15 protein-coding genes and 1 pseudogene are annotated in these 20,458 nt (G+C 70.7%); 11 read left to right on the forward strand and 5 right to left on the reverse strand.

Annotated elements, in window-relative coordinates; all coding sequences use genetic code 11:
- Positions 1-481: 481 nt before the first annotated feature.
- Positions 482-928, reverse strand: a complete 447-nt coding sequence (locus tag OG841_RS00925; protein WP_371570513.1) for an ATP-binding protein — start codon at positions 926-928, stop codon at positions 482-484.
- Between the two features lie 598 nt (positions 929-1,526).
- Between OG841_RS00925 and OG841_RS00930 the strand changes: the two genes are divergently transcribed.
- From OG841_RS00930 to OG841_RS00950, 5 genes are all read left to right on the forward strand, one after another.
- A complete protein-coding gene (locus tag OG841_RS00930) occupies positions 1,527-1,697 on the forward strand; it encodes a hypothetical protein (protein WP_057613752.1) in 171 nt (56 codons plus the stop codon).
- Positions 1,698-1,953: 256 nt separating this feature from the next.
- Positions 1,954-5,022, forward strand: a complete 3,069-nt coding sequence (locus tag OG841_RS00935; protein ID WP_371562588.1) for a SpoIIE family protein phosphatase — start codon at positions 1,954-1,956, stop codon at positions 5,020-5,022.
- 144 nt (positions 5,023-5,166) lie between these two features.
- On the forward strand, positions 5,167-6,699 hold the full coding sequence (locus tag OG841_RS00940; protein WP_371562591.1) for a sugar ABC transporter ATP-binding protein: 1,533 nt from the start codon (positions 5,167-5,169) through the stop codon (positions 6,697-6,699).
- Positions 6,696-7,754 carry an ABC transporter permease gene (locus tag OG841_RS00945; RefSeq protein ID WP_371562594.1) on the forward strand — a complete coding sequence of 353 codons (1,059 nt, stop codon included), beginning with the start codon at positions 6,696-6,698 and terminating at the stop codon, positions 7,752-7,754. Before OG841_RS00940 ends, OG841_RS00945 begins: the two co-directional genes overlap by 4 nt.
- Positions 7,755-7,807: 53 nt before the next feature.
- On the forward strand, positions 7,808-8,971 hold the full coding sequence (locus tag OG841_RS00950) for a substrate-binding domain-containing protein (protein WP_371562597.1): 1,164 nt from the start codon (positions 7,808-7,810) through the stop codon (positions 8,969-8,971).
- Between the two features lie 50 nt (positions 8,972-9,021).
- On the opposite strand, the gene OG841_RS48600 is transcribed toward OG841_RS00950, so the two are convergent.
- Positions 9,022-9,216: a DUF7677 family protein gene (locus OG841_RS48600; protein WP_419184329.1), complete on the reverse strand. Its 195-nt coding sequence runs from the start codon at positions 9,214-9,216 to the stop codon at positions 9,022-9,024.
- A 752-nt stretch (positions 9,217-9,968) separates the two neighbouring features.
- Between OG841_RS48600 and OG841_RS00955 the strand changes: the two genes are divergently transcribed.
- The 3 genes from OG841_RS00955 to OG841_RS00965 all read left to right on the forward strand — a co-directional run bounded on the left by OG841_RS00955 (position 9,969) and on the right by OG841_RS00965 (position 13,157).
- Positions 9,969-10,340, forward strand: coding sequence for a hypothetical protein (locus OG841_RS00955; RefSeq protein ID WP_328643284.1), 372 nt, complete (start codon positions 9,969-9,971; stop codon positions 10,338-10,340).
- A 205-nt stretch (positions 10,341-10,545) separates the two neighbouring features.
- Positions 10,546-12,627 carry an NAD-dependent DNA ligase LigA gene (gene ligA, locus OG841_RS00960; protein WP_371562601.1) on the forward strand — a complete coding sequence of 694 codons (2,082 nt, stop codon included), beginning with the start codon at positions 10,546-10,548 and terminating at the stop codon, positions 12,625-12,627.
- Positions 12,628-12,788: 161 nt separating this feature from the next.
- Positions 12,789-13,157 carry a BlaI/MecI/CopY family transcriptional regulator gene (locus OG841_RS00965; RefSeq protein ID WP_328643282.1) on the forward strand — a complete coding sequence of 123 codons (369 nt, stop codon included), beginning with the start codon at positions 12,789-12,791 and terminating at the stop codon, positions 13,155-13,157.
- A gap of 810 nt (positions 13,158-13,967) precedes the next feature.
- Here OG841_RS00965 and OG841_RS00970 read toward each other — a convergent pair.
- Both OG841_RS00970 and OG841_RS00975 read right to left on the reverse strand, forming a co-directional pair.
- Positions 13,968-15,593 carry a multicopper oxidase family protein gene (locus OG841_RS00970; RefSeq protein WP_328643281.1) on the reverse strand — a complete coding sequence of 542 codons (1,626 nt, stop codon included), beginning with the start codon at positions 15,591-15,593 and terminating at the stop codon, positions 13,968-13,970.
- 76 nt (positions 15,594-15,669) lie between these two features.
- On the reverse strand, positions 15,670-16,080 hold the full coding sequence (locus OG841_RS00975; RefSeq protein ID WP_328643280.1) for a hypothetical protein: 411 nt from the start codon (positions 16,078-16,080) through the stop codon (positions 15,670-15,672).
- 348 nt (positions 16,081-16,428) lie between these two features.
- On the opposite strand from OG841_RS00975, the gene OG841_RS00980 reads away from it, so the two are divergent.
- From OG841_RS00980 to OG841_RS00990, 3 genes and pseudogenes are all read left to right on the forward strand, one after another.
- Complete coding sequence (locus tag OG841_RS00980) at positions 16,429-16,698, forward strand: DUF5134 domain-containing protein (protein WP_371562606.1); 270 nt, start codon at positions 16,429-16,431, stop codon at positions 16,696-16,698.
- Positions 16,699-16,963: 265 nt separating this feature from the next.
- A complete protein-coding gene (locus tag OG841_RS00985; RefSeq protein ID WP_328643278.1) occupies positions 16,964-17,257 on the forward strand; it encodes a heavy-metal-associated domain-containing protein in 294 nt (97 codons plus the stop codon).
- 92 nt (positions 17,258-17,349) lie between these two features.
- Positions 17,350-17,878 (forward strand): annotated as a pseudogene (locus OG841_RS00990) (RNA-guided endonuclease TnpB family protein); the annotation flags it as partial.
- Between the two features lie 353 nt (positions 17,879-18,231).
- Here the strand turns inward: OG841_RS00990 and OG841_RS00995 are convergent.
- Positions 18,232-20,301 (reverse strand): putative Ig domain-containing protein, encoded by a 2,070-nt coding sequence (locus OG841_RS00995; RefSeq protein WP_328643277.1) that lies wholly within the window; start codon positions 20,299-20,301, stop codon positions 18,232-18,234.
- Positions 20,302-20,458 lie beyond the last annotated feature (157 nt).

Here is a 20,458-nt window from a genome sequence, read left to right on the forward strand (position 1 = left end):
ACCCCAGCCTCCTGGAGGATCTGGAGAACATCCGGCCCTGACGGCCACCGAGACGTTCGGGCAGGCACCTTGCCGAAGCGAGCCCCCGTTCCCGGCCATGAACTTCGTGGTCCGAGCACCGGTTTCAGCCAACGGCCGTCGCGCCAGGCGGCCCACCTACCAGTTCACTGGAAGATCAGCTTCGAAAGTTCGCGCGCGTCCTTGGGCGCCAGCCGGGACGGATCTGCGACCTCCGGCAGCTCGACCGTCCGCGTCTGTGCTGCCGCGATGCTCATGGGCGCCATCCTGTTCCCCTCCCAGGTCGTTCCCGCCGCCGCGGCCAGCCGAAACGGCCGACGACGCAGCGCCTACCCCCACATCCTGCACCCACTCCCCCGTCCTCTCGGTCTGCCAGTGGTTGCAAGGGGACTCCCACGCCGTCGCCGAACCGAACCGCGCAGGCCGGGGGGAAAGCCAGTGGGGGCAGGGGAAAGGTCGGCCACTACTGAGGGCGGCGTCCTGCGAGGGCACCGTCCAGGTCGTCCGGCAGGGCGATGCGGGCCGTGATGCGTTTGCCGACCGGCTCCCGCTGCACTTCGAAGCCCTGCGCGACGGCCATGACAATCTCCAGGCCGTGCTGCCCGACCCTTCCCGCATCGGCAGCCCGGGCCACCGGCAGCACCGGATCGCTGTCCCAGACGACCACTTCGACCACGGCGCCGACGATCCGCAGCTCCATCAGCACCGGCCCGGGAGCGTACTTGCGGGCGTTGGTGACCAGCTCGCTGACCACCAGCTGCGTCAGGTCCATCACGCGTGCGGACACTGGCATGCCGTGCTCGGTCTGGACACGGGCAAGGAAATCCACCGCCCGGTGGCGTGCCTCGGCGATGCAGGATCCGTCACCGTCCAGGGCAACGGTGTCCTGAACCGGAAAGGCACCGGGCATCACGCTGCCCTCACCATCGCGGACTGATTCCGTCGGGTCCACCCTTGTTCCCCCCGTTCACACGCCTGCGGGTACCCGGCACTATGCCGCACATGTCCCGTGAGGACTGGGCAATGGGCCGTATACGTGTTCGCCGTAGCATCGGGGCACGATATCGGCGCACGATCGCGTCGCCGCCTTGAACCCCATCAGTGAGCGCACTCGGCGAGGACACGGTGACCGCGGCTCTTCGCCGCCCACGGGACGGCGAAGAGCCGCGGTGCCGCAGCAGACTCGGGGATGGCTGCGGCACCGTCCCGCCCGACCCAGCGGCGCGGCAGGAAGAACACACCCCGGGGCCAACCGTGCCAGTGCCCCGCCATCCGGACACCAGGCTGCGCCGATCGGGTGGGGCGCAGCAGACCCGCGGGCTCGTCGCTCGTGCGCCGACGGAGGACTCCGAACAGCGGCCACCTCTGCGTTCAACTCGGTCCCGACGGTGACGTGAACGCCGTGGAGAAACCGAGTCCAGTGCCCGGATGAGCAGTGAAGAAACCAGGGAAATCGACCGTGTGTTCTTGCATTCGCCGGGCACGAGGAGCGACGGAGGTTGATAACCATGGTTCCCCTGCTTGTCGTTCTTCTGCTGGCTCTGATCCTCTTCGGCGCGGGTTTCGCGCTGAAGGCACTGTGGTGGCTCGCGGTCATCGTGCTGGTCGTCTGGCTGCTGGGCTTCGTCATGCGCTCGGCCGGCACCGGCGGCCGCAAGGGCCGCTGGTATCGCTGGTAACCGCCCAGCGACAACATGCCTGTGGGCTCCGGATGTATCCGGAGCCCACAGGCATGTCCCGGATCAGGACACCACCCCGACATGCGCCAGCGCCTCTGAGTCTCCTGGGCTGAGTGCCGCCCGCCAGCCGCGTCCGCCCGTCACCGGGCCATGTGGCACGGGCACTCCGTGACGCGTGACCGTAATGCCCGTATCCTCATCAATGCCAGACTCTCTTCCGAGCAGCGGATTGTCGCGGGCGCAAGTGAGGCGAAGCGTGGTTCGGTCCGGCGAGGAACTCAAGCCGACGGGACGTGCGACGGACGGCACGGGGCCCGCCAGTCCGCGTGAGCTGTTCCTCCAAGGGGAGCCGGTCGCGGAGGGCGTACGGCCGTCCATCCTGAACTCGTGGCAGCGCTCCCGCTCCTTGGGCCTGTCTCCGGACACGCTCGACTTGCCCTACCGGGAGGATTTCGACCCGGGCGGCCGTATCGTCCGGGCGGCCGTGCCGGTGCTCGACCGGCTGCAGGCCACGTTCGCCGGGAGCCAGGTCAACATCTCCGTCGCCGACGCGAACGGGACGGTGCTGCTGCGCCGCTTCGGGGACCCGTCGATGACCAGGAGCCTGCCGGCCATCCAGGTCGTGCCCGGGTTCGTGTTCGCCGAGCAGGTCGCCGGCACCAATGGCATCGGGCTGGCACTGGCGGAGCGGCAGCTCATCCGCGTCTACGGCGCCGAACACTTCGCGGAGCGCTCCCAGCAGAGCGCCTGCGTCGCGCTGCCCGTTCGGGACCCGCTCAGCGGACGCATCGAGGGCGTCCTGTGCCTCGGCTATCCGCGCGGTTTCGAGCGGCCTGTCCTGGGCGTCGCGATCCGCAGGGCGGCGGAGGGCATCGAACGGCGGCTGCTGGCGCAGAGTTCCGCGCACGAGGGTGCTCTGCTGCGGACGTACTTGGCCGCCGGGACCGGAACCGGCGGTCCGCAGCGCGGCGTGGCGATGGACGCGCTGGCGAACGAGTTCCGTTCCCGTGACGAGGCGATCCTGAGGGAGAAGGCCGCCGAGCTGATCTCCGGCGCGCAGCGGGGTGCCGTCGAGGTGCCCCTTCCCGATGGCCGGCGGGTGACCCTCGTGAGCCGTCCGGTGACGAGCAGTTCCGGGGTGCGGGGCATCGCCATCGAGGCCGTACTGCCGGGCGCCCCGGTCGGGCAGCCGCTTGCCCTACGCCACCAGACGGACGAGCTTCCCGCCCTCGCCGTCCCGCTCTCGGCCGCGCGCCCGGCGATCATCTTGCCGCCCGGCCACCTCGCCGTGGTCCCCGGCCCGGTCATCACGGCCGACGGAGACGCAGGCCCGGCCGGGCCGCACGCGACCGCCGAGCCCGGCGCGAGCCTCTCGGCGGCGGGCGACGGGCGCGCCGTCGGCCCGGTCGCGGGCGACAGCGACCGGGGTTCCGGCGAGCCGGAAGCGGCCGGTGGTCACCACCGGCCCGGCGAGCCCGGCACGATCGGCGGGAATCAGGGCGCCACCGAGCCCGGCGCGGCCCTTACGGTCCGCGGGGGCCAGAACGCTTCCGAGCCCGACACGCCCCTCGTGGCCGGCGGAGACCGGGGCCCGGCGGATGAGCACTCCGAGGCCGCGTTCCCGGCCCGCGCGCTGGTGATGCTGGGGGAGCCGCACGTCGGGGCCTACGCCCTGGCCGCCCGCCGACGTCTGGAGCTGCTGTCCGAGGCCAGTACCCGCATCGGCACCACCCTGGATGTGCGCCGCACCGCCGAGGAACTGGCCGAGACCGCGGTCCCCGGACTGGCCGACTTCGTCACCATCGACCTGCCCGACGCCGTGCTGCGCGGCGAGGAGCCCGCCGATCCCCTCGCCGACCTGCGTCGTACGGTTCTCCACGGCATCCGTGGGGGCCTGCCCTTCACCCCGCCCGGCACGCGCATCGACTTCGGCCCGACCGCGCCCCAGCTGCGCTGCCTCACCAGCGGTGAGGCCGTGCTGGAGCCGGACCTGAAGGCCGCCGCGGGCTGGCTCGTCCAGGACCCCGAGCACACCGCGCACCTGCTGACCCACGTCCACTCCCTCATCGCGGTCCCGCTGCTCGCCCGCGGTGTCCTCCTCGGCATCGCCAGCTTCTACCGATCCGGTGACTCCTTCGGGGACGACGACCGCTCCCTGGCCCAGGAACTCGCCTCCCGCGCCGCCCTGTCCATCGACAACGCCCGGCGCTACACCCACGAACGCAGCATGGTCCTGGCCCTCCAGCGCCGGCTCCTCCCCCACGGCCTGCCCGACCAGGACGCCGTCGAGGTCGCCCATCGCTACCTGCCCGCCGAGTCCGACGTGGGCGGCGACTGGTACGACGTCATCCCCCTGTCCGGCTCCCGCGTCGGGCTCCTCGTCGGCGACGTCGTCGGCCACGGCATGCTCTCCGCGGCCACCATGGGCCGCCTGCGCACCGCCGCCCGCAGCTTCGCCGAGCTCGACTTCCCGCCGGAGGAGGTCCTCACCCACCTGGACAACCTCGTGGGCCGCCTGGACCGGGAGGACCCGGACGGCAAGGGCCCCGGCGTCATCGGCGCGACCTGCCTCTACGCCATCTACGATCCGACCTCGCAGCGGTGCCTGATGGCCCGCGCCGGGCACCCACCGCCCGCGCTCGTCCACCCCGACGGCACCGTGACCTACCCCGAGCTCCCCGCCGGGCCCCCGCTCGGCCTCGGAGGCCTGCCCTTCGACGCCGCCGAGGTCGACCTCCCCGCGGGCAGCCAGCTGGTCATGTACACCGACGGCCTCATCGAGGACCGCCACCGTGACGTCGACGTGGTCCTGGAGCAGCTGCGCGAGGCCCTGGCCCGCCCCGAGCGGGCCCCCGAGGAGACCTGCCGGGCGGTCCTGGACACCGTCGCACCCGCGCACCCGCACGACGACATCGCCCTGCTCGTCGCCCGCGTCCACGCCCTGGACCCCGACCGGATCGCCGCCTGGGAGATGTCCGCCGACCCGGCCCTCGTCGGCGAGGTCCGGGCGTCCGCCATGCGGTGGCTGTCCGACCGGGGACTCGACGAGGCCGCGTTCGCCGCGGAGCTGATCCTCAGCGAGCTGATCACCAACGCCATCCGGCACGGCGCCGAGCCCATCCGGGTACGGCTGCTCTACGGCCGAACCCTGATCTGCGAGGTCTCCGACGCCAGCAACACCGCCCCGCACCTGCGTCGCGCGGCCAGTACCGACGAGGGCGGCCGCGGCCTGTTCCTCGTCGCGCAGCTCTCGCAGAGCTGGGGCACGCGCTACCTGCCGGAGGGCAAGGTCATCTGGGCCGAATGCGAACTCGACGCCGCGTGACGAGGCGACCGGCCCCGTGCCGACCTCCTTTCCCGTCCTGTTGCCCGTCCGGTTCCCCGTCCAGGAGGGCGCCCCATCGGCGCCGCGCCGATCCGAGTGGCGCCCGAAATGCTGTAGTTTGATCGGGTGTGCGATGCTCCCGACATGCCGGCGAAGGCGGCTTCGCCCTTCGGGCCCGAACCCCTGGTCCGTATCCGCGGGCTCAGCAAACGGTTCGGCGGCACCGTCGCGCTGGCCGAGGTCGGCCTGGACGTCCACCCCGGCAGCGTCCTCGCCCTGCTCGGGCCCAACGGCGCGGGGAAGTCAACCCTCATCAAGATCCTCGCCGGAGTCCACGACGCCGACGCAGGACAGATCACCGTCGCCGGGGAACCCCTCGGCAGCCCGACCGCCACCCGGAGCATGTCCTTCATCCACCAGGACCTCGGGCTCGTGGAATGGATGACGGTCGCCGAGAACCTCGCCCTGACCGCCGGGTACGCGCGCCGGTCCGGTCTGATCTCCTGGCGACACACCCGCGAGCGCTGCGCCGACGCCCTGCGGATCGTCTCCACCCCACTCGACCCCGGCGCCCCGGTCTCCGCACTCGCGCCGGCCGACCGCTCGCTGCTCGCCATCGCCCGGGCGCTGGCGGCCCACGCACGGATCGTCGTCCTCGACGAGCCGACCGCCCGCCTGCCCGCCGCGGACAGCGCCCGGCTCTTCCACGTCCTGCACGACCTGCGCGACCGAGGGCACGCCATCCTCTACGTCAGCCACCGCCTGGACGAGGTCTACCAGGTAGCCGACGCCTTCGCCGTCCTGCGCGACGGCCGTCTCGTCAGCCACGGCCCGCTGGCCGGCCACAGCCCGGCCCGGCTGGTCCACGACATCGTCGGCGAGGCGGACGAACCACCCCTCCACCGCACCGCCCGAGCCCCGGCCGACGCGCCGCCCGCCCTGACCCTCGACGGCGTACGCACCGCCGGCACCGGCCCCGTCAGCCTCGACCTGAGGGCCGGAGAGGTCCTCGGACTGGTCGGCCTGTCCGGAGCCGGGCACATGGACCTGGGCCGCGCCCTCGCCGGCGCCCAGCCCCTCCTGGACGGGCGGGCCGTGCTGCACGGGCGGCCTTACCGCCCCCGCACGGTCGCCCAGGCCGTCGCCCTCGGGGTCGGCCTCGTGCCGGGCGACCGGCTGCGGGAGGGCTGCCTCGCCGAGCTGACCGTACGGGAGAACCTCTTGGCCAATCCCGGCGCCGGAGGCCTGCCCGCACCGCGCTGGATCGGCCCCCGCAGCGAACGGGCCCGGGCCGCGGCCCTGATCGAACGGTTCGCCGTGCGCCCCCGGGACACCGAGATCCCCATCGCCACGCTGTCCGGCGGCAACCAGCAGAAGGTCATGATCGGCCGCTGGCTGCGGTCGGACCTGCGGCTGCTGATCCTGGAGGAGCCGACCGCGAGCGTCGACGTCGGCGCCAAGGCCGCGATCCACCGGCTGCTCCAGGAGGCGCTGGAGGCGGGCCTCGCGGTCCTGCTGCTGTCCACCGACTTCGAGGAGGTGGCGAGCCTTTGCCGACGCACGCTGGTCTTCGTGCGCGGGACCGTGACGGCGCAGCTGAGCGGCCCCGCACTGACCGTCGCCGGACTCACCCGGGCGGCCTCGGCCCTGCCCCCGTCCACGGCCCGGCACGCATGACGCCGCCACCCCGGCACCGTCCCGGCGGCCACCTCGTCGGCGCCTACGGCCTGCTCGTCCTCACCGCCCTGCTCTACCTGGTCTTCTCCCTCGCGCTGCCGGACACCTTCCCCACGCGGGACACCGTCGACTCCATCCTGTCCAACCAGTCGATCCCGGCGATCCTGGCGCTCGCCGCCATGGTGCCCATCGTGACCGGCGCGTTCGACCTCTCCATCGGCTACGGCCTCGGACTGGCCCATGTGATGGTGCTGTGGCTCGTCGTCGAGCAGAGCTGGCCCTGGCCGCTCGCCTGTCTCACCGTGCTGGCCGGAGGACTGGCCGCGGGCGTCCTCAACGGCGTCATCGTCGAGTTCGGACGGATCGACTCCTTCATCGCCACCCTCGGCACCGGCAGCATGATGTACGCCGTGACCGGCTGGATCACCGACGGTGGCCGGATCGTCGCCGGCCCACAGGGCCTGCCGCCCGCGTTCACCGACCTCTACGACTCCTCGTTCCTCGGCCTCCCGGTCCCCGCCTTCTACGTGCTCGCCCTCGCGGCCGTCCTCTGGCTGGTGCTGGAGCGGCTGCCGCTCGGCCGGTACCTGTACGTCGTCGGCTCGAACCCGCGCGCGGCCGACCTCGTGGGCATTCCGACCCGCAGGTACACCGTCTACGCATTCGCCGCCTCGGGCCTGATCGTCGGTCTCGCCGGCGTGCTGCTCGCCGCCCAGCAGCAGATCGGCAACCCGAGCGTGGGCCTGGACTACCTGCTGCCCGCCTTCGTCGGCGCCCTCCTCGGCTCCACGGCGATCAAGCCCGGCCGGCCCAACGCCCTCGGCACCGTCGTCGCCGTCGCCGTCCTCGCCGTCGGCCTCACCGGCATCGGCCAGCTGGGCGCCGAGTTCTGGACGGTCCCGCTGTTCAACGGCGGCACCCTCCTCATCGCCGTGGGCCTGGCCGGCTACGCGGCCCGTCGGCGGCTGCGCGGCGGCGCGGCCCGCGACACACCCGCCTCGCCGCCCCCGGCCCCTTCCTCTCCGGCGCCGGGGAGCGGGACGTTACCGCCCTGACCCCTCGGCACGCCCGCCGCGTCGATCCCCTCACTCCCCTCACTGGAGTTCCCGTGCACCGCACCCACAAGGCCGCCCCCGCAGCCCGCACCGCGCGGCTCGCCTCCTGCGCCCTGCTGGCCACAGCCGCCGCCCTCGTCGGCTGCGAGCGCGGTTCCTCCAACAGCTCGGAAGAAACCGCGACAGGCTCGAACGGCTGCCCCGCCGTCCACGCCCGGGCTCAGCAAGCCGTCACGCGGGCGCAGCAAAACGACATCCCCTGGGCAGGGCCCACCAGCGGCCCCGAGGCGGTGTCCAACCGGACGATCGTCTACGTCGCCCAGACCATGACCAACCCCGGCGTCGCGGGCGCCGCCGACGGGGTACGGAACGCCGCGCGGGTCATCGGCTGGAACGTCCGGGTGATCGACGGCGGCGGCACCCCGGCCGGCATCCAGGCGGCCATGAGCGAAGCCGTGGCCCTGCGGCCCTCGGGCATCGTCATCGGCGGGTTCGACCCCGACTCGACGGCCCAGCAGACCGCCCGGGCCAACGCACAGGGCATCCCGCTCGTCGGCTGGCACGCCGTCCCCGAGCCCGGCCCCAGCCGGCAACCCGACCTTTTCACCAACGTCACCACCCGCGTCCAGGAGGTGGCCCGGATCAGTGCGCAGTGGATCATCTTCGACTCCGACGGCCGCGCCGGGGTCGTGCTCATCACCGACGCCTCGATCCCCTTCGCGCGGAACAAGTCCGACCTGATCCGCAAGGAGCTGGCACGCTGTCAGGGGGTACGGCTGCTCTCGGTGGAGAACATCCCGATCCCCGACGCCAGCGTCCGCACCCCCCAGCAGATCTCCTCCCTGCTGTCCCGCTTCCAGGACCGCTGGACCCACTCCGTGGCCATCAACGACCTGTACTTCGCCGACGCCGCCCCCGCCTTCCGCGCCGCCGGCGAGAAGGGCTCCGGCCCACCCTTCAACATCGGGGCCGGCGACGGCGACCCGTCCGCCTTCCAACGCGTGAACAGCAGGCAGTACCAGGCCGCCACCGTGCCCGAGCCGCTGTCCCTCCAGGGCTGGCAGATCGTCGACGAGTTCAACCGCGCCTTCTCCGGCCGCCCCCACAGCGGATACGTGGCGCCGGTGCACATCGCCACAGCCGCCAACAGCCAAGGCGCCACCACCTGGGACCCGTCGGGCTACCGGGAGGCGTACCGAAAGATCTGGGGGAAATGACGGCTGGTCAGATGCCCGTCCCGGCCACTCGAATGACATCACGTCAACGGTCAGTGAAGTTGGCATTCCCACGGCTCGATGTCCGGCTCCCCCGGGTGCAGCTCCCCCGTGCAGTATCGGTTGAGCCAGGTTGCAGCCCGGCACTCCGCGTGCTTCTCGTTGACCGGTTCTCCCTGCGCATCCAGTTCGAGGACATTGGCGAAGATTGCGACGCGGATCTCCATCTGGGAGGGCGACTCACGCAACTCCGCCCACTAGTCGATCCCTTTCGGCGTCGAGTGGCCTACCGACCCACGGGCGAGCCGTCCAGCAATGCGTCGGAGGGCTCCGGAAGCACCATGACTGAGGCCTCCCGCCGCAGGAGGCGACGAACTCTCGGGAGGTGGTGCCGATGGTTACGGGGACACTTCTCAACCAGTCCGGATTTCCGGAGTCAACGCAATCCTGCCGCTGGCACTTTGCTGCCCATCCAGAATTCCTGCGTTGCCGCCGAGGGCTACGACGGGGTCGTCAACGACTACTTCCTTGTACGCACCGTCCGTGTCAGTCCCCGCGGGACGCTGACAGACGACCATCTGGCCGCAGAGAACGTCAGCGGTCCGAGGTGGTGGCACCCTGACGAGATCGCTTCCTATGACGGTCCCGACCTGTTCTCACCGCGCGGCCTTGGAGCACCCTTGACGACATTGCTCACCTCTGGGGTTCCGGCCGGCCCGGTGCGGCTCGGCCTGTGAACAGGTAGCCCAGTCGCGGTGTGGTGAGGCTCCGACGCACCCGTGCACGTCCGCCGAATTCGCGCAAAGAATCGAAGTATGCGTGATTCAATGCCTGCGTGGTGGATGACGGTACTTTCCTGGGGCCACTGGAACGGGCCAGCGACCACTGGGTAGTTGGCGACCGGACACGAGCGGGCGGCCGTTGGGTGGAGTTCCGTCCAGATGGGCTCTTCCAACGCGAGCCGGACTCCGACGGACGGCTGATCCCATGGTCCAGGATCGTGAGCGGCATCCGCATCACCTGGGGCAAGCACTCCTGGAACATCAACGACAAGGGCGTATACACGCTGAAGGGAACGGTCGCCGGACGCAACGGCGGCTGGTTGCACATGACGCTGCGTCACTCGTATGAGGACGACCAGATGGGCTTCGACCGGCACGCGCGCCCGTACCGGGCTGTGGACGCCCTCCGGTTGGAGTACCTGCTACGACACCTGGTCGCCGAGGGCACTCCGCATCTTCTCGGCGACTCGGACTGGGTGGGCCGTGCCGTGGCGTACCTGGCCGGCGGGACGAACCTCTGGCTCACCGCCCCTTCGCTGCGACGTGTGGCAGCGAAGGCGCTCGCGGCGGCCGGCCCCGGCAGCGCCTGACCGCTCTACCGCGAAGCCGCCGCCGACTTCGTGATCGCATCCGCTATCCGCAGCGCCATCTGCACCTGGCTGGCGTCGCGGTGCGTCGGTGTCCACGAGGCACTCCCCCGTACCTCTGAGGACGCCGAGGGGCTTCTGTCCGCAACCACTCTGAAACGATCGGCCAGCCAGTGGTGTTGTCAGTGGTGGAGTGCAGGATGACTGCATGACCACACCAGTTGCGCAGATCGTGGACGCCGCTGCCTACGCGCAGGCCGTCGAGGACGTCGTGGCGGCCGCGGCCGCCTACTACACGGACGGCACCTCTCCACTCGACGACGACGCCTACGACCAGTTGGTGCGCGGCATCGCCGTGTGGGAGGACACGCACCCCGACCAGGTGCTGCCGCACTCCCCCACGGGCAAGGTCGCCGGCGGCGCGGTCGAGGGCGATGTGCCGCACACGGTGGCGATGCTGAGCCTGGACAACGTGTTCTCGCCCGAGCAGTTCACCGCGTGGACGGCCTCGCTGGCCCGCCGGATCGGGCACGAGGCGGAACGCTTCAGTGTGGAGGCCAAGCTCGACGGTCTCGCCGTCGCGGCCCGCTACACCCAAGGGCGCCTGACCCGGCTGATCACCCGCGGCGACGGGATCGCCGGGGAGGACGTCTCGCACGCGATCGGCACCCTCGAAGGGCTGCCGGAGAAGCTGGACCAGCCGGTCACCGTGGAGGTGCGCGGCGAAGTCCTCATGACGACGGCCCAGTTCGAGCACGCCAACGAGGTGCGCACCGCGCACGGCGGGCAGCCGTTCGCCAACCCGCGCGGCGCGTCCGCGGGCACGCTGCGGGCCAAGGACCGGGCGTACACGGTGCCGATGACGTTCTTCGGTTACGGCCTGCTGCCCCTGCCGGACACCGACGCCGGGCTCGCCGAACGGCTGGACGCGCTCGCCCACAGCGAGCTGATGGCTCTGGCCGCCCGGCTGGGAGTGCACACCGCCGACGCCACCGCGGTGCCCACCGTCACGGCCGCGACCGTGGACGAGGTCCTGGAGCGCGTGCGGGAGATCGCCGCGCTGCGCGCCGAGCTGCCCTTCGGGATCGACGGCATCGTCATCAAGGCCGACCTGGCCGCCGACCAGCGAGCCGCCGGTTCCGGGTCGCGCGCGCCCCGCTGGGCTATCGCGTACAAGCTCCCCGCCGTGGAGAAGATCACCCGCCTGGTGGCGGTGGAGTGGAACGTGGGCCGCACCGGGATCATCGCCCCGCGCGGCGTCCTGGAGCCGGTGGAGATCGAGGGCGCCACCATCACCTACGCGACGCTGCACAACCCGGCCGACATCACCCGCCGTGACCTGCGGCTGGGTGATCACGTCATGGTCCACCGCGCCGGCGATGTCATCCCCCGCATCGAGGCACCGGTCGCCCACCTGCGCACCGGCGACGAGCAGCCCATTGTGTTCCCCGACAGGTGCCCCCGGTGCGGCTCCGCCATCGACACCCGCCAGGAGCGCTGGCGGTGCGAACAGGGCCGTAACTGCCATCTGGTGGCCTCCCTCTCCTACGCCGCCGGCCGCGACCAGCTCGACATCGAGGGCCTGGGCGCCACCCGCGTGGTGCAGCTCGTCGAAGCCGGCCTGGTCGCGGATCTGGCCGACCTGTTCGCCCTGACCCGTGAGCAGCTTCTGGCACTGGAGAGGATGGGCGAGACGAGCACCGACAACCTGCTCGCCGCCCTCGCCACGGCCCGGACCCGGCCACTGTCGCGGGTGCTGTGCGCGCTCGGCGTACGCGGCACCGGCCGCTCCATGTCCCGCCGTATCGCCCGCCACTTCGCCACCATGGACAACATCCGTGCAGCCGACGCCGAGGCCCTGCAGCAGGTCGAGGGCATCGGCCCGGAGAAGGCCCCCTCCATCGTCGCCGAACTCGCCGAACTCACGGAGCTCATCGACAGACTCGCCGCGGCAGGGGTGAACATGACCGAACCCGGCGCCACTCCCCCGCCGGGGGCTGACGACGACCTGGCCACACCGGCCGACGCCCCGGACGACCGTCCGCTTACGGGTATGACGGTCGTCGTCACCGGCGCGATGACCGGGCCCCTGGAAAACCTCAGCCGCAACCAGATGAACGAGCTCATCGAGCGGGCCGGCGGCAAGTCCTCCTCCAGCGTCTCCAAGAAGACCTCCCTCGTTGTCGCCGGCGAAGGCGCCGGCTCCAAGCGGGCCAAGGCGGAAACCCTCGGCATCCGCCTCGCCGCACCACACGAATTCGCACGGCTGGTCGCCGACTATCTGCCCTGACACCGTCACCCCCGGCCGCCTGACCGCTGCGCCCACCGGCACGGCCCAGGGCAATGGGCGTCCTCCCGGAGCGAGGAGGCCGCCTATCACCCCGGGAAACAGAACCGACATGGCCGCCTACCATGGCCTTGCGTATTCGGTGGCGAGAGGAAGTCAGGGGCATGCGGCGACTGGGGGATCTCGAGGCAGAGATCATGGATCGCCTCTGGACGTGGAACCGGCCGACGACGGTGCGTGAGGTCGTCGACGACATCAACGAGACGCGGCCTGTCGCGTACACCACAGTGATGACCGTCACCAACATCCTGTACACGAAGGGCTGGCTGCTGCGCGAGAAGCAGCGCCGCGCCTGGGTCTACACCCCGGTCCGCAGTCGCGAGGCGTATGCCGCCGCCCTCATGGAGGACGGCCTGGAGGAAAGCAAGGACCGTCCGGCCGCGCTGGTCCACTTCGTGGAGAACATGTCCGAGGAAGAGGTCGCCGCCCTACGCAAGGCCCTGCGGAGCGTAGGACGACAGGCGAAGGCGTGAACGCGGCCCCCGCCCCAGCAGCTGAAGGCCCTTGAGCAGGCGCGCACCAAGGCCGGTCAGAAGAAGGACGTGGTCCAGGGCAAGCTCAGAGAGGCCCGCAAGCTCCTCAACAGCCTCACCGCCGAGCAGCACCAGGATGGAGGCCGCCCAGGAGCGCACGGACGCCGCCTCGGGCAGCAGCGACACACCGGCCAGCTACAACGGCCCGGCCGGCGACCGCGGCAGGACCGCCGTCGAGTTCGCGTACGCCCAGCTCGGCAAACCCTACGAGTGGGGTTCCGAACGGCAAGACCATCCACGCGCCCCGCGCCGCGAGCAGGCCCTGAGCGCCAACGCCCGTACGACCCGAGGATTTTCCGTAACCGCAAAACGCCAGACGGCCCGCGTCGCACTCGCCGCTCTCGGCCTCGCCGCCTGCGGAAGCGGGCCCTCCGCCACGATGGTCGCAGCCTCGGAGTGGTCGACGGCGCTGTCCCACGTGCACGGCCTGGGCGTCGACTCGGACGACGAACGTGTGTACGTCGCGACCCACAACGGCCTCCACACGGTTGCCGAAGCGCAGGAGCCCAAGGTCGTCGGCGAGCGCAAGGACGACTTCATGGGCTTCACCGTGACCGGCGACAGCACGGTGGCAGCACCGAGGAGAAGCCGGTCACGCGGAGGACGGACAAGGCCACTGATGCCGAGAGCGGGCATGGCACTTCGGCTTTCTACTGAGCGGCCGTACGACGCCCAACTCTCCGCGTGTCATCGGGGTCGTGCACATGCCGGAGGGCTGGAGCAACCCTTCGCCCTCCGGCATGCGTGCGGTCAGCCTCGGTATGCCACGTTCGCCATCATCCCGGCCTCACCGTGGTACGCGTTGTGGCAGTGCAGCATCCACTGGCCAGGGTTGTCGGCGTCGAAGAACACGGACAGCTTCTTCTTGGGCAGCACGATCGCGGTGTCCTTGCGCGGCCCCACGGCGCCGAGTTGGTACGTGTGGCCGTGCAGGTGCATCGGGTGCCACATGTCGGTGCCGTTGATGAAGTCGAGCCGTACGCGCTGGCCCTCCTCGATGACGATGGGGTTCGCCTCGGGGTCCTTCATGTCAAAGGGCCTGCCGTTGATGGCCCAGTTGTACTTGTGCATGCCGCCGGTGAGCTTGATCTGGTGCGTTGCGTCCGTCTTGGCGGACTTCAGGAGCACGTCGTCGGCGGCGCGCAGCTGGGACGCCGTCATGATCATGCCGTTGAGTTCCTTCGGGCGGACTGTCGCGGGCGGCTTGCTCCCCGAGCCCGTGCGCACCAACGCCAGACCGTTGGCGTTCTTGCCCTCGGCCAGGGCGACGAGCGGGAAGACGCCGTCGCCAAGGGTGACGAGGACGTCGTACCGCTCGCCCATGCCGACCAGCAGAGCGTCCACCTCCTGGTGGCGGACCGGGAAGCCGTCGGTGTGGGTGATGGTCAGTTTGTGGTCGCCGAGGGCGACGCGGTAGGCGGTGTCCCCGCCCGCGTTGATGATCCGCAGCCGTACCTTCCTGCCGGGCTTGCCGGTGTAGACGTCCGGGTCGGCCGCCACCCGGCCGTTGATCAGGTGGTAGGGGTATTTCACGTCGCCGGCGTCGCCGCCGAGCAGGTCGCTCTCGGCGCCCATGAGCATGAACTTCATCGACATGCCGCCGGACGAGGAGGCGGAGGCCGCGGCGGATGCCGAGTCCCCGCCCATGTCCATCCCGCCCATGTCCCCCATGTCGTGGCCCTGCATGCCGCTGGAGCTGGAGCCTGCGCTCTCCCCCATGTCCATCCCGCCCATGCCCTGCCTGAGCTCGGCGAAGACCTCGTCGGGGGTGCCGGTGACGCCGTCGACCCAGTCGTCGAGGAGGACGACCCACTCGTCGTCGTACGCGAGTGTCTCCTTGGGGTCCTCGACGATCAGCGGGGCGTACAGGCCGCGGTCGAGCTGGACGCCGACGTGCGGGTGGAAGAAGTACGTGCCCGGGGCGTCGGCGAGGAAGCGGTACGTGAAGGTGGACCCGGCCCGGACGGCGGTCTGGGTCGCCGGGGGCACGCCGTCCATGTCGTTGCGCAGTGCGATGCCGTGCCAGTGGATCGACGTGGTGGTCTTGTTCGGGAGTTGGTTGGACAGCTCGGCGACCAGGGTGTCGCCCACGGAGAGCCGGACCTCCCCGCCGGGGGTGCGGCCGTCGAAGGCCCAGGTCTTGGGCATGACGCCGCCGCCCAGGTCGATCATGGCGGGTGCGGCCGTCAGGGTGACCTTCCGCTGGTGTCCGGTGCTCTTGCGCTTCTTCTCGGTGGCGGCGACCGCCGAGGCGTCGGGGCTGATCAGGGCGGTGCCGCTCCCGGAGCCACTCGCATGGGTGCAGGCGGCGAGTGCTCCTGCGCCTGCGGCTCCGAGCCCGGCGAGCAGGACGGAGCGGCGGTTGGTGCTGTTCATCGTGTGGGTGTCCTCTGTGTCGTAACTGCCGATGTGGTCACGGAGGGACGGCACATCGCGCGCCGTCCGGCGCGGCCTATATGCGCAGTTGAGACAGGACGGACAGGTCTGGCGGGGAGCGGCCGACCGTAGCACCGGGTGCGCGGCCGACCGCGGCCTGCCGCAGGTCCGCCGACAGGTCGCACGCGCTCCGGCAGGGCGGCGCGAGCTGTACGGAGTCGACGCTCGCCGTGGTGCAGTGCTGCATGCCCGGCATGGCGCAGCCACCGGCGTCGGCGCTGTGCCTGGAGGAGGCCAGGGCGTGGTGCGAGTGCGAGGTCCCCGCCTCCGTCGCGTGGACGGCATGGGCGGCACCCCGCATCGGCGAGACCGCGCTCACGGATGTCTCATGGTGAACGAGTACGGCCAGCGCCACGGACAGGGTGAGGAACACCCCGTACGCCCAGCGGACGGCTATGCCGCCGCTGCGAGCTGTCCGAGTCCTCATGAGCTCCACTCGTCCTCACCGGTCACCCTGCCGAGTCGACATCCTACCCCCCGGGGGTACACCGCGCTTGTTCGATGGATGTCGCTGTCCGGGCCCGCAGCCCACCCCATGAGCGCTTCCGGGCCTGCGGCGACAATCCGCGCGGCCGGTACGCGCTGCCCACCTGAACGCCCCCCAAGCCCCAGAACGTACTAAGGACACTAGCAGTCGAGGCGAACGCCGCGCCCCGATCGGGAAGGTGAACATGGCAGTTACGGCGCCCAGTTGGACCATCGTGCCGATCGCCGCCGTCAGTGCGGTCCGGGTGGTGACCACGTGCGGTGAGGCCCGATTCGCGGGGGCGGCGACGTGCTGATGGGCCTGTCCATGACCGCCATGGCGGCGCTGCTCGCGACGGCCCGCCGGTATGCGGGCTACGGCATGTGGTGGGCGGTGGGGTTCGGCGTCCCGGAGCTCGGGGGTGTGGCGGTGGCGGTCAGGCACACCCGCGAGGGCGGGTGGAAACGCGGCCGTCACCGGGTCCACCTCATCATCGGCGGCGCGGGCATGGTGATCATGACCCTGGCCATGACGAGCACACCATCCGGAGCGGTCCTCGCGCTGGGCGGCGGGCCGTGAGAGCAGCCGGCCCTGATCCAGGAAGACCGCGTCCAGCGCGACCAAGGCGAGGACCAGCGCCGCGGCAGCGGTGAACCGTGCGGCTGGTCGCGCCTCGGTGAACGCCGGAGCGCGCATGGAACCTCGTCGCGGATAGTCCCGTGTGGGCAGCACCACAGACTCGCTATATACCCCTAGGGGGTATAGTGTTGGCCTCTGGTGAGGGGCTTGAAGCAACACCTCTCTCCGATGACCACCCACGCACCCACGTTCGGAGGAAGAAGCCATGACCACCGAGACGAACTCCGGCTCCTGCTGCGGCTCCGGTTCCTGCGGCTCCGACACCACGGTCGACGTCCAGGGCGTCGGCGTCACCGCCGTCTACAAGGTGGCCGGTATGACCTGCGGTCACTGCGAGGGCGCGGTCTCGCAGGAGATTTCCGCACTGGAGGGCGTCACCGCGGTCACGGCAGTCGCCAAGAGCGGGGTGGTGACCGTCACGTCCACCACCCCGCTCGACGAGGAGGCCGTCCGTGCCGCCGTCGACGAGGCCGGCTACGAGCTCGTCGGCCGGGCTTGACCACCTCGCCGAGGATCCCGGCCCGGCAACGCGAATCCCTCCCCGCGCCGGGACGTATCGCTCCGCCGATACGGACGCCGTACGTCCCGGCCTCCACCGGCTACCTCGCCGCCGGGCGGGGCCTTGGCCGGTACCGCAAGCGACAGCCTGCCCTGCGTGCCACGCTCCAGAAGAAGCGCACCAAGAGCGCCAAGCGGCGGCTCAAAGCCCGTGCCCGCAAGGAAGCACGGCACGCCGCGAACCAACCACATCATCTCCAAGACGATCGTGACCGAGGCTGAACGCACCGGACGCCGCCTGTCGCTCGAAGAACTCAAGGGCATCCGCAACCGGGTACGGCTCCGCAAGCCTGGTGGCACCTCCCACGCCCTTATGGCAGTGGGGGAGGGTCTCACTCCGCTCCTGGGCATTCGCCCAGCTCGCAGACTTCATCGTCTGCAAGGCCAAGCGGGCAGGGGTGCCCCTGGTCTTCGTTGATCCCGCGTACACCTCGCAGACGTGCGCCCAGTGCGGCCACCTCGACAAGCGAAACCGTGTCGACCAGGGGCTTTTCATCTCCCGGGGTGCGGGGTCGTTGCCCACGCCAACCGGACTGCTTCCCACAACATCGCCGACCGGTGATGTAGGCGTCCGACGGCGCCCAGGCGGAACTGGCCGGTGACGCGCGACCGCGCATCCACACGGCGGCACCCCTCATCCCGATGACCACGAAACCCACGGGCATGGCTCTCAACACCGTGGGTGCTCGTCGGCGCACCCCCGATCGAGTGGCCGTCCGGATCGCCACCCGGCCCCCCTTCGGGCTGGGCCATCAGCGTCATGAACACCTGCTCCCAGTGCGTGGGCCGCCCTTGTCCACACCCAGCTGCGAACGCGTCATCCAAGACCGCCGGCGGTGTTCGACTGAGGGAATAACGGGTGTCCCGCACGCGGACGGTCTCCGCGTGCGGGATCGGGTACTCCCCTTGGGGGGATCAGCTGGTCGTCAGGGCGGTGTCGTCCACGACGAAGCTGGTCTGGAGGGAGGAGTCCTCCACTCCGTTGAACTTCAGGGTGACGGTGGAGCCGGCGTACGAGGACAGGTCGAAAGACTTCTGGGCGTACCCGGAGGCCTTGTTGAGGTTGGAGTAGGTGGCCAGGGTCGTCGAGCCCGCGGTGACCGTCAGCTTGTCGTACGCGCTGCTGGTCGAGGTCTCCGCGGTGTCGATGTGCAGGTAGAAGGTGAAGGTGGCCTTGCAACCGCTCGGCACGGTCACCGACTGCGAGAGCGTGTCGGTGTGCGCGGAGCCGTAGCCGTCCAGCCAGGCGAAGTAGGAACCGGCATGCGCCGCCTCGCTGGTGGAGTTGGTGATGACCCCGCTGGACGCGGTCCATGTGGTGTTGCCCGACTCGAACCCGGCATTGCCGAGCAGCTGCGTCGAGGTGCAGGTACCGCCGCCGGAGCCGACGGTCCAGGTGAAGGACGTCGAGCCGGAGGCGCCGGTCGAGTCACTCGCGGTGACGGTGACCTGGTAGGTGCCCGCGGTGGACACCGTCCCCGTGATCTTGCCGGTCGAGCTGCTGATGGACAGGCCGGTCGGCAGCCCGCTGGCGGTATATGAAAGGGCCGCGCCCGCGCTGTCGCTCGCGCTGATCTGCAGGCTGACCGAGCCGCCGGTCGTCGTCGACTGGCTGCCCGGGTTGGTGACGGTGACCGTGTTGCCGGAGGTGCCGCCGGAGGCGAAGGCGGTGGTGCCGTTGGGGGTGCCCCAGCCGGTCGGACCGTCGTAGCCGGTGGTCGCGGTGCAGAAGTACGACGGGGAGCAGGAGCCGTTGTTGCCGCTGGTCACGTCGTACAGGTTGGAGGTGTGGGTGTACGGGTACTTCGCCGGGTAGTCACTGGAGCCCGGGGTGCCTGCGAGGGCGTAGACACCGGCGACGATCGGGGCGGAGGCGCTGGTGCCGCCGTAGACCGCCCAGCCGGAGCCGCCGTAGGTGTCGTACACGGCCACACCGGTCGCAGGGTCGGCGACCGCGGAGACGTCGGCTTCCATCCGCTTGGTGCACCCGGTGTCGGTCTGCCAGCTCGGCTTGGGGTCGTAGGCCGAGCAGCCGGAGCCGGTGCCCTCGGTGGAGTTGGTCTTCCACACGGACTCGGTCCAGCCGCGGGAGTTGGAGGACGTGGACAGGGCGGTGCCGCCGACTGCGGTCACGTACTGGGAGGTCGCCGGGTACTCGGCGCCGTAGGCGGAGTCACCGGAGGAGACGGTGATCGCGACACCCGGGTGCTTGAAGTACGAGGTGTCCTCGCTGGTCTGGGAGGAGGACTCGTCGCCGCCCCAGCTGTTGGAGACGACCTTGGCGCCGAGCGAGACCGCCTCGTTCTCGGCGATGCCGAGGTCGGTGTCGTTCGCGGAGCTGGCCTCGACGAGGATGATGGTGCAGTTCGGGCAGACGGCGCTGACCATGTCGATGTCGAGGGCCTCCTCGCCGGCCCAGCCACTGTCGTTGGTCGGCAGCGAGGTGGTCGAACCGGTCTGGCTGACCTGCTTGAAGCAGCCGTTGGCCTTGGTGCAGGCGGAGAGACCGTAGGTCGAGCGGTAAGTGGCGAGGTCCGACTCGGCGTTGGGATCGTTGTAGGCGTCGACCACGGCGACCGTCAGGCCGCTGCCGCCGGTGGTGGGCAGGTTGTAGGCGCTGTGCAGGTTGGCCGGGGAAAGGCCGGAGGGGGCCGCGGCGGCGAGCGCCGAGGCGAGGCGCTGCTTGATGTCGGTGCGGCGCTGGGCGAAGCAGGACGCGTGGCCCGGCTCCGCGGTGGCGCACAGGTGAGTGGTGGGTACCTTCTGCCCCGCCTTGCCGGTGGAGTGGAAGGTCTGACGCGCGGGGTCGGTCAGCGCCTTGTTGTTCTGCGTGACCTTGGTGGTGTGCGGGTGGGCGACAGCAGGCTGGGCGCCGGCCGTCGGTGCCGCGACGAGTCCGGCGACGGTGAGGGCGAGGGCCGGGAAGGAGACGGCGAAGAGTCTTCGCAGACTCCGTCTCCGCTTGCTCAGACGTGACTCACGCATGGGGTTCTGCCTCCGTTGACGTGGGGATGCGCACTGGATTGGCAGGCCCGTGACGCGCGTAGCGGCGGCGAAACCGCGCAGCCATGAGCATGACATTCAACTGACCCGAGATGCCCAATGAACGTGACATGACAGGGTGCGAGAGGAACGTAAATCC

The organism is Streptomyces canus, assembly GCF_041435015.1.
GTDB lineage: Bacteria > Actinomycetota > Actinomycetes > Streptomycetales > Streptomycetaceae > Streptomyces > Streptomyces canus_G.

Bases quoted from the DNA above. Each gene is read 5' to 3' on its own strand.
- OG841_RS00925 (WP_371570513.1), bottom strand. From the start codon at position 928: ATGCCCGGTGCCTTTCCGGTTCAGGACACCGTTGCCCTGGACGGTGAC.
- OG841_RS00930 (WP_057613752.1), top strand. From the start codon at position 1,527: ATGGTTCCCCTGCTTGTCGTTCTTCTGCTGGCTCTGATCCTCTTCGGC.
- OG841_RS00940 (WP_371562591.1), top strand. From the start codon at position 5,167: ATGCCGGCGAAGGCGGCTTCGCCCTTCGGGCCCGAACCCCTGGTCCGT.
- OG841_RS00945 (WP_371562594.1), top strand. From the start codon at position 6,696: ATGACGCCGCCACCCCGGCACCGTCCCGGCGGCCACCTCGTCGGCGCC.
- ligA (WP_371562601.1), top strand. From the start codon at position 10,546: ATGACCACACCAGTTGCGCAGATCGTGGACGCCGCTGCCTACGCGCAG.
- OG841_RS00965 (WP_328643282.1), top strand. From the start codon at position 12,789: ATGCGGCGACTGGGGGATCTCGAGGCAGAGATCATGGATCGCCTCTGG.
- OG841_RS00970 (WP_328643281.1), bottom strand. From the start codon at position 15,593: ATGAACAGCACCAACCGCCGCTCCGTCCTGCTCGCCGGGCTCGGAGCC.
- OG841_RS00975 (WP_328643280.1), bottom strand. From the start codon at position 16,080: ATGAGGACTCGGACAGCTCGCAGCGGCGGCATAGCCGTCCGCTGGGCG.
- OG841_RS00985 (WP_328643278.1), top strand. From the start codon at position 16,964: ATGACCACCGAGACGAACTCCGGCTCCTGCTGCGGCTCCGGTTCCTGC.
- OG841_RS00995 (WP_328643277.1), bottom strand. From the start codon at position 20,301: ATGCGTGAGTCACGTCTGAGCAAGCGGAGACGGAGTCTGCGAAGACTC.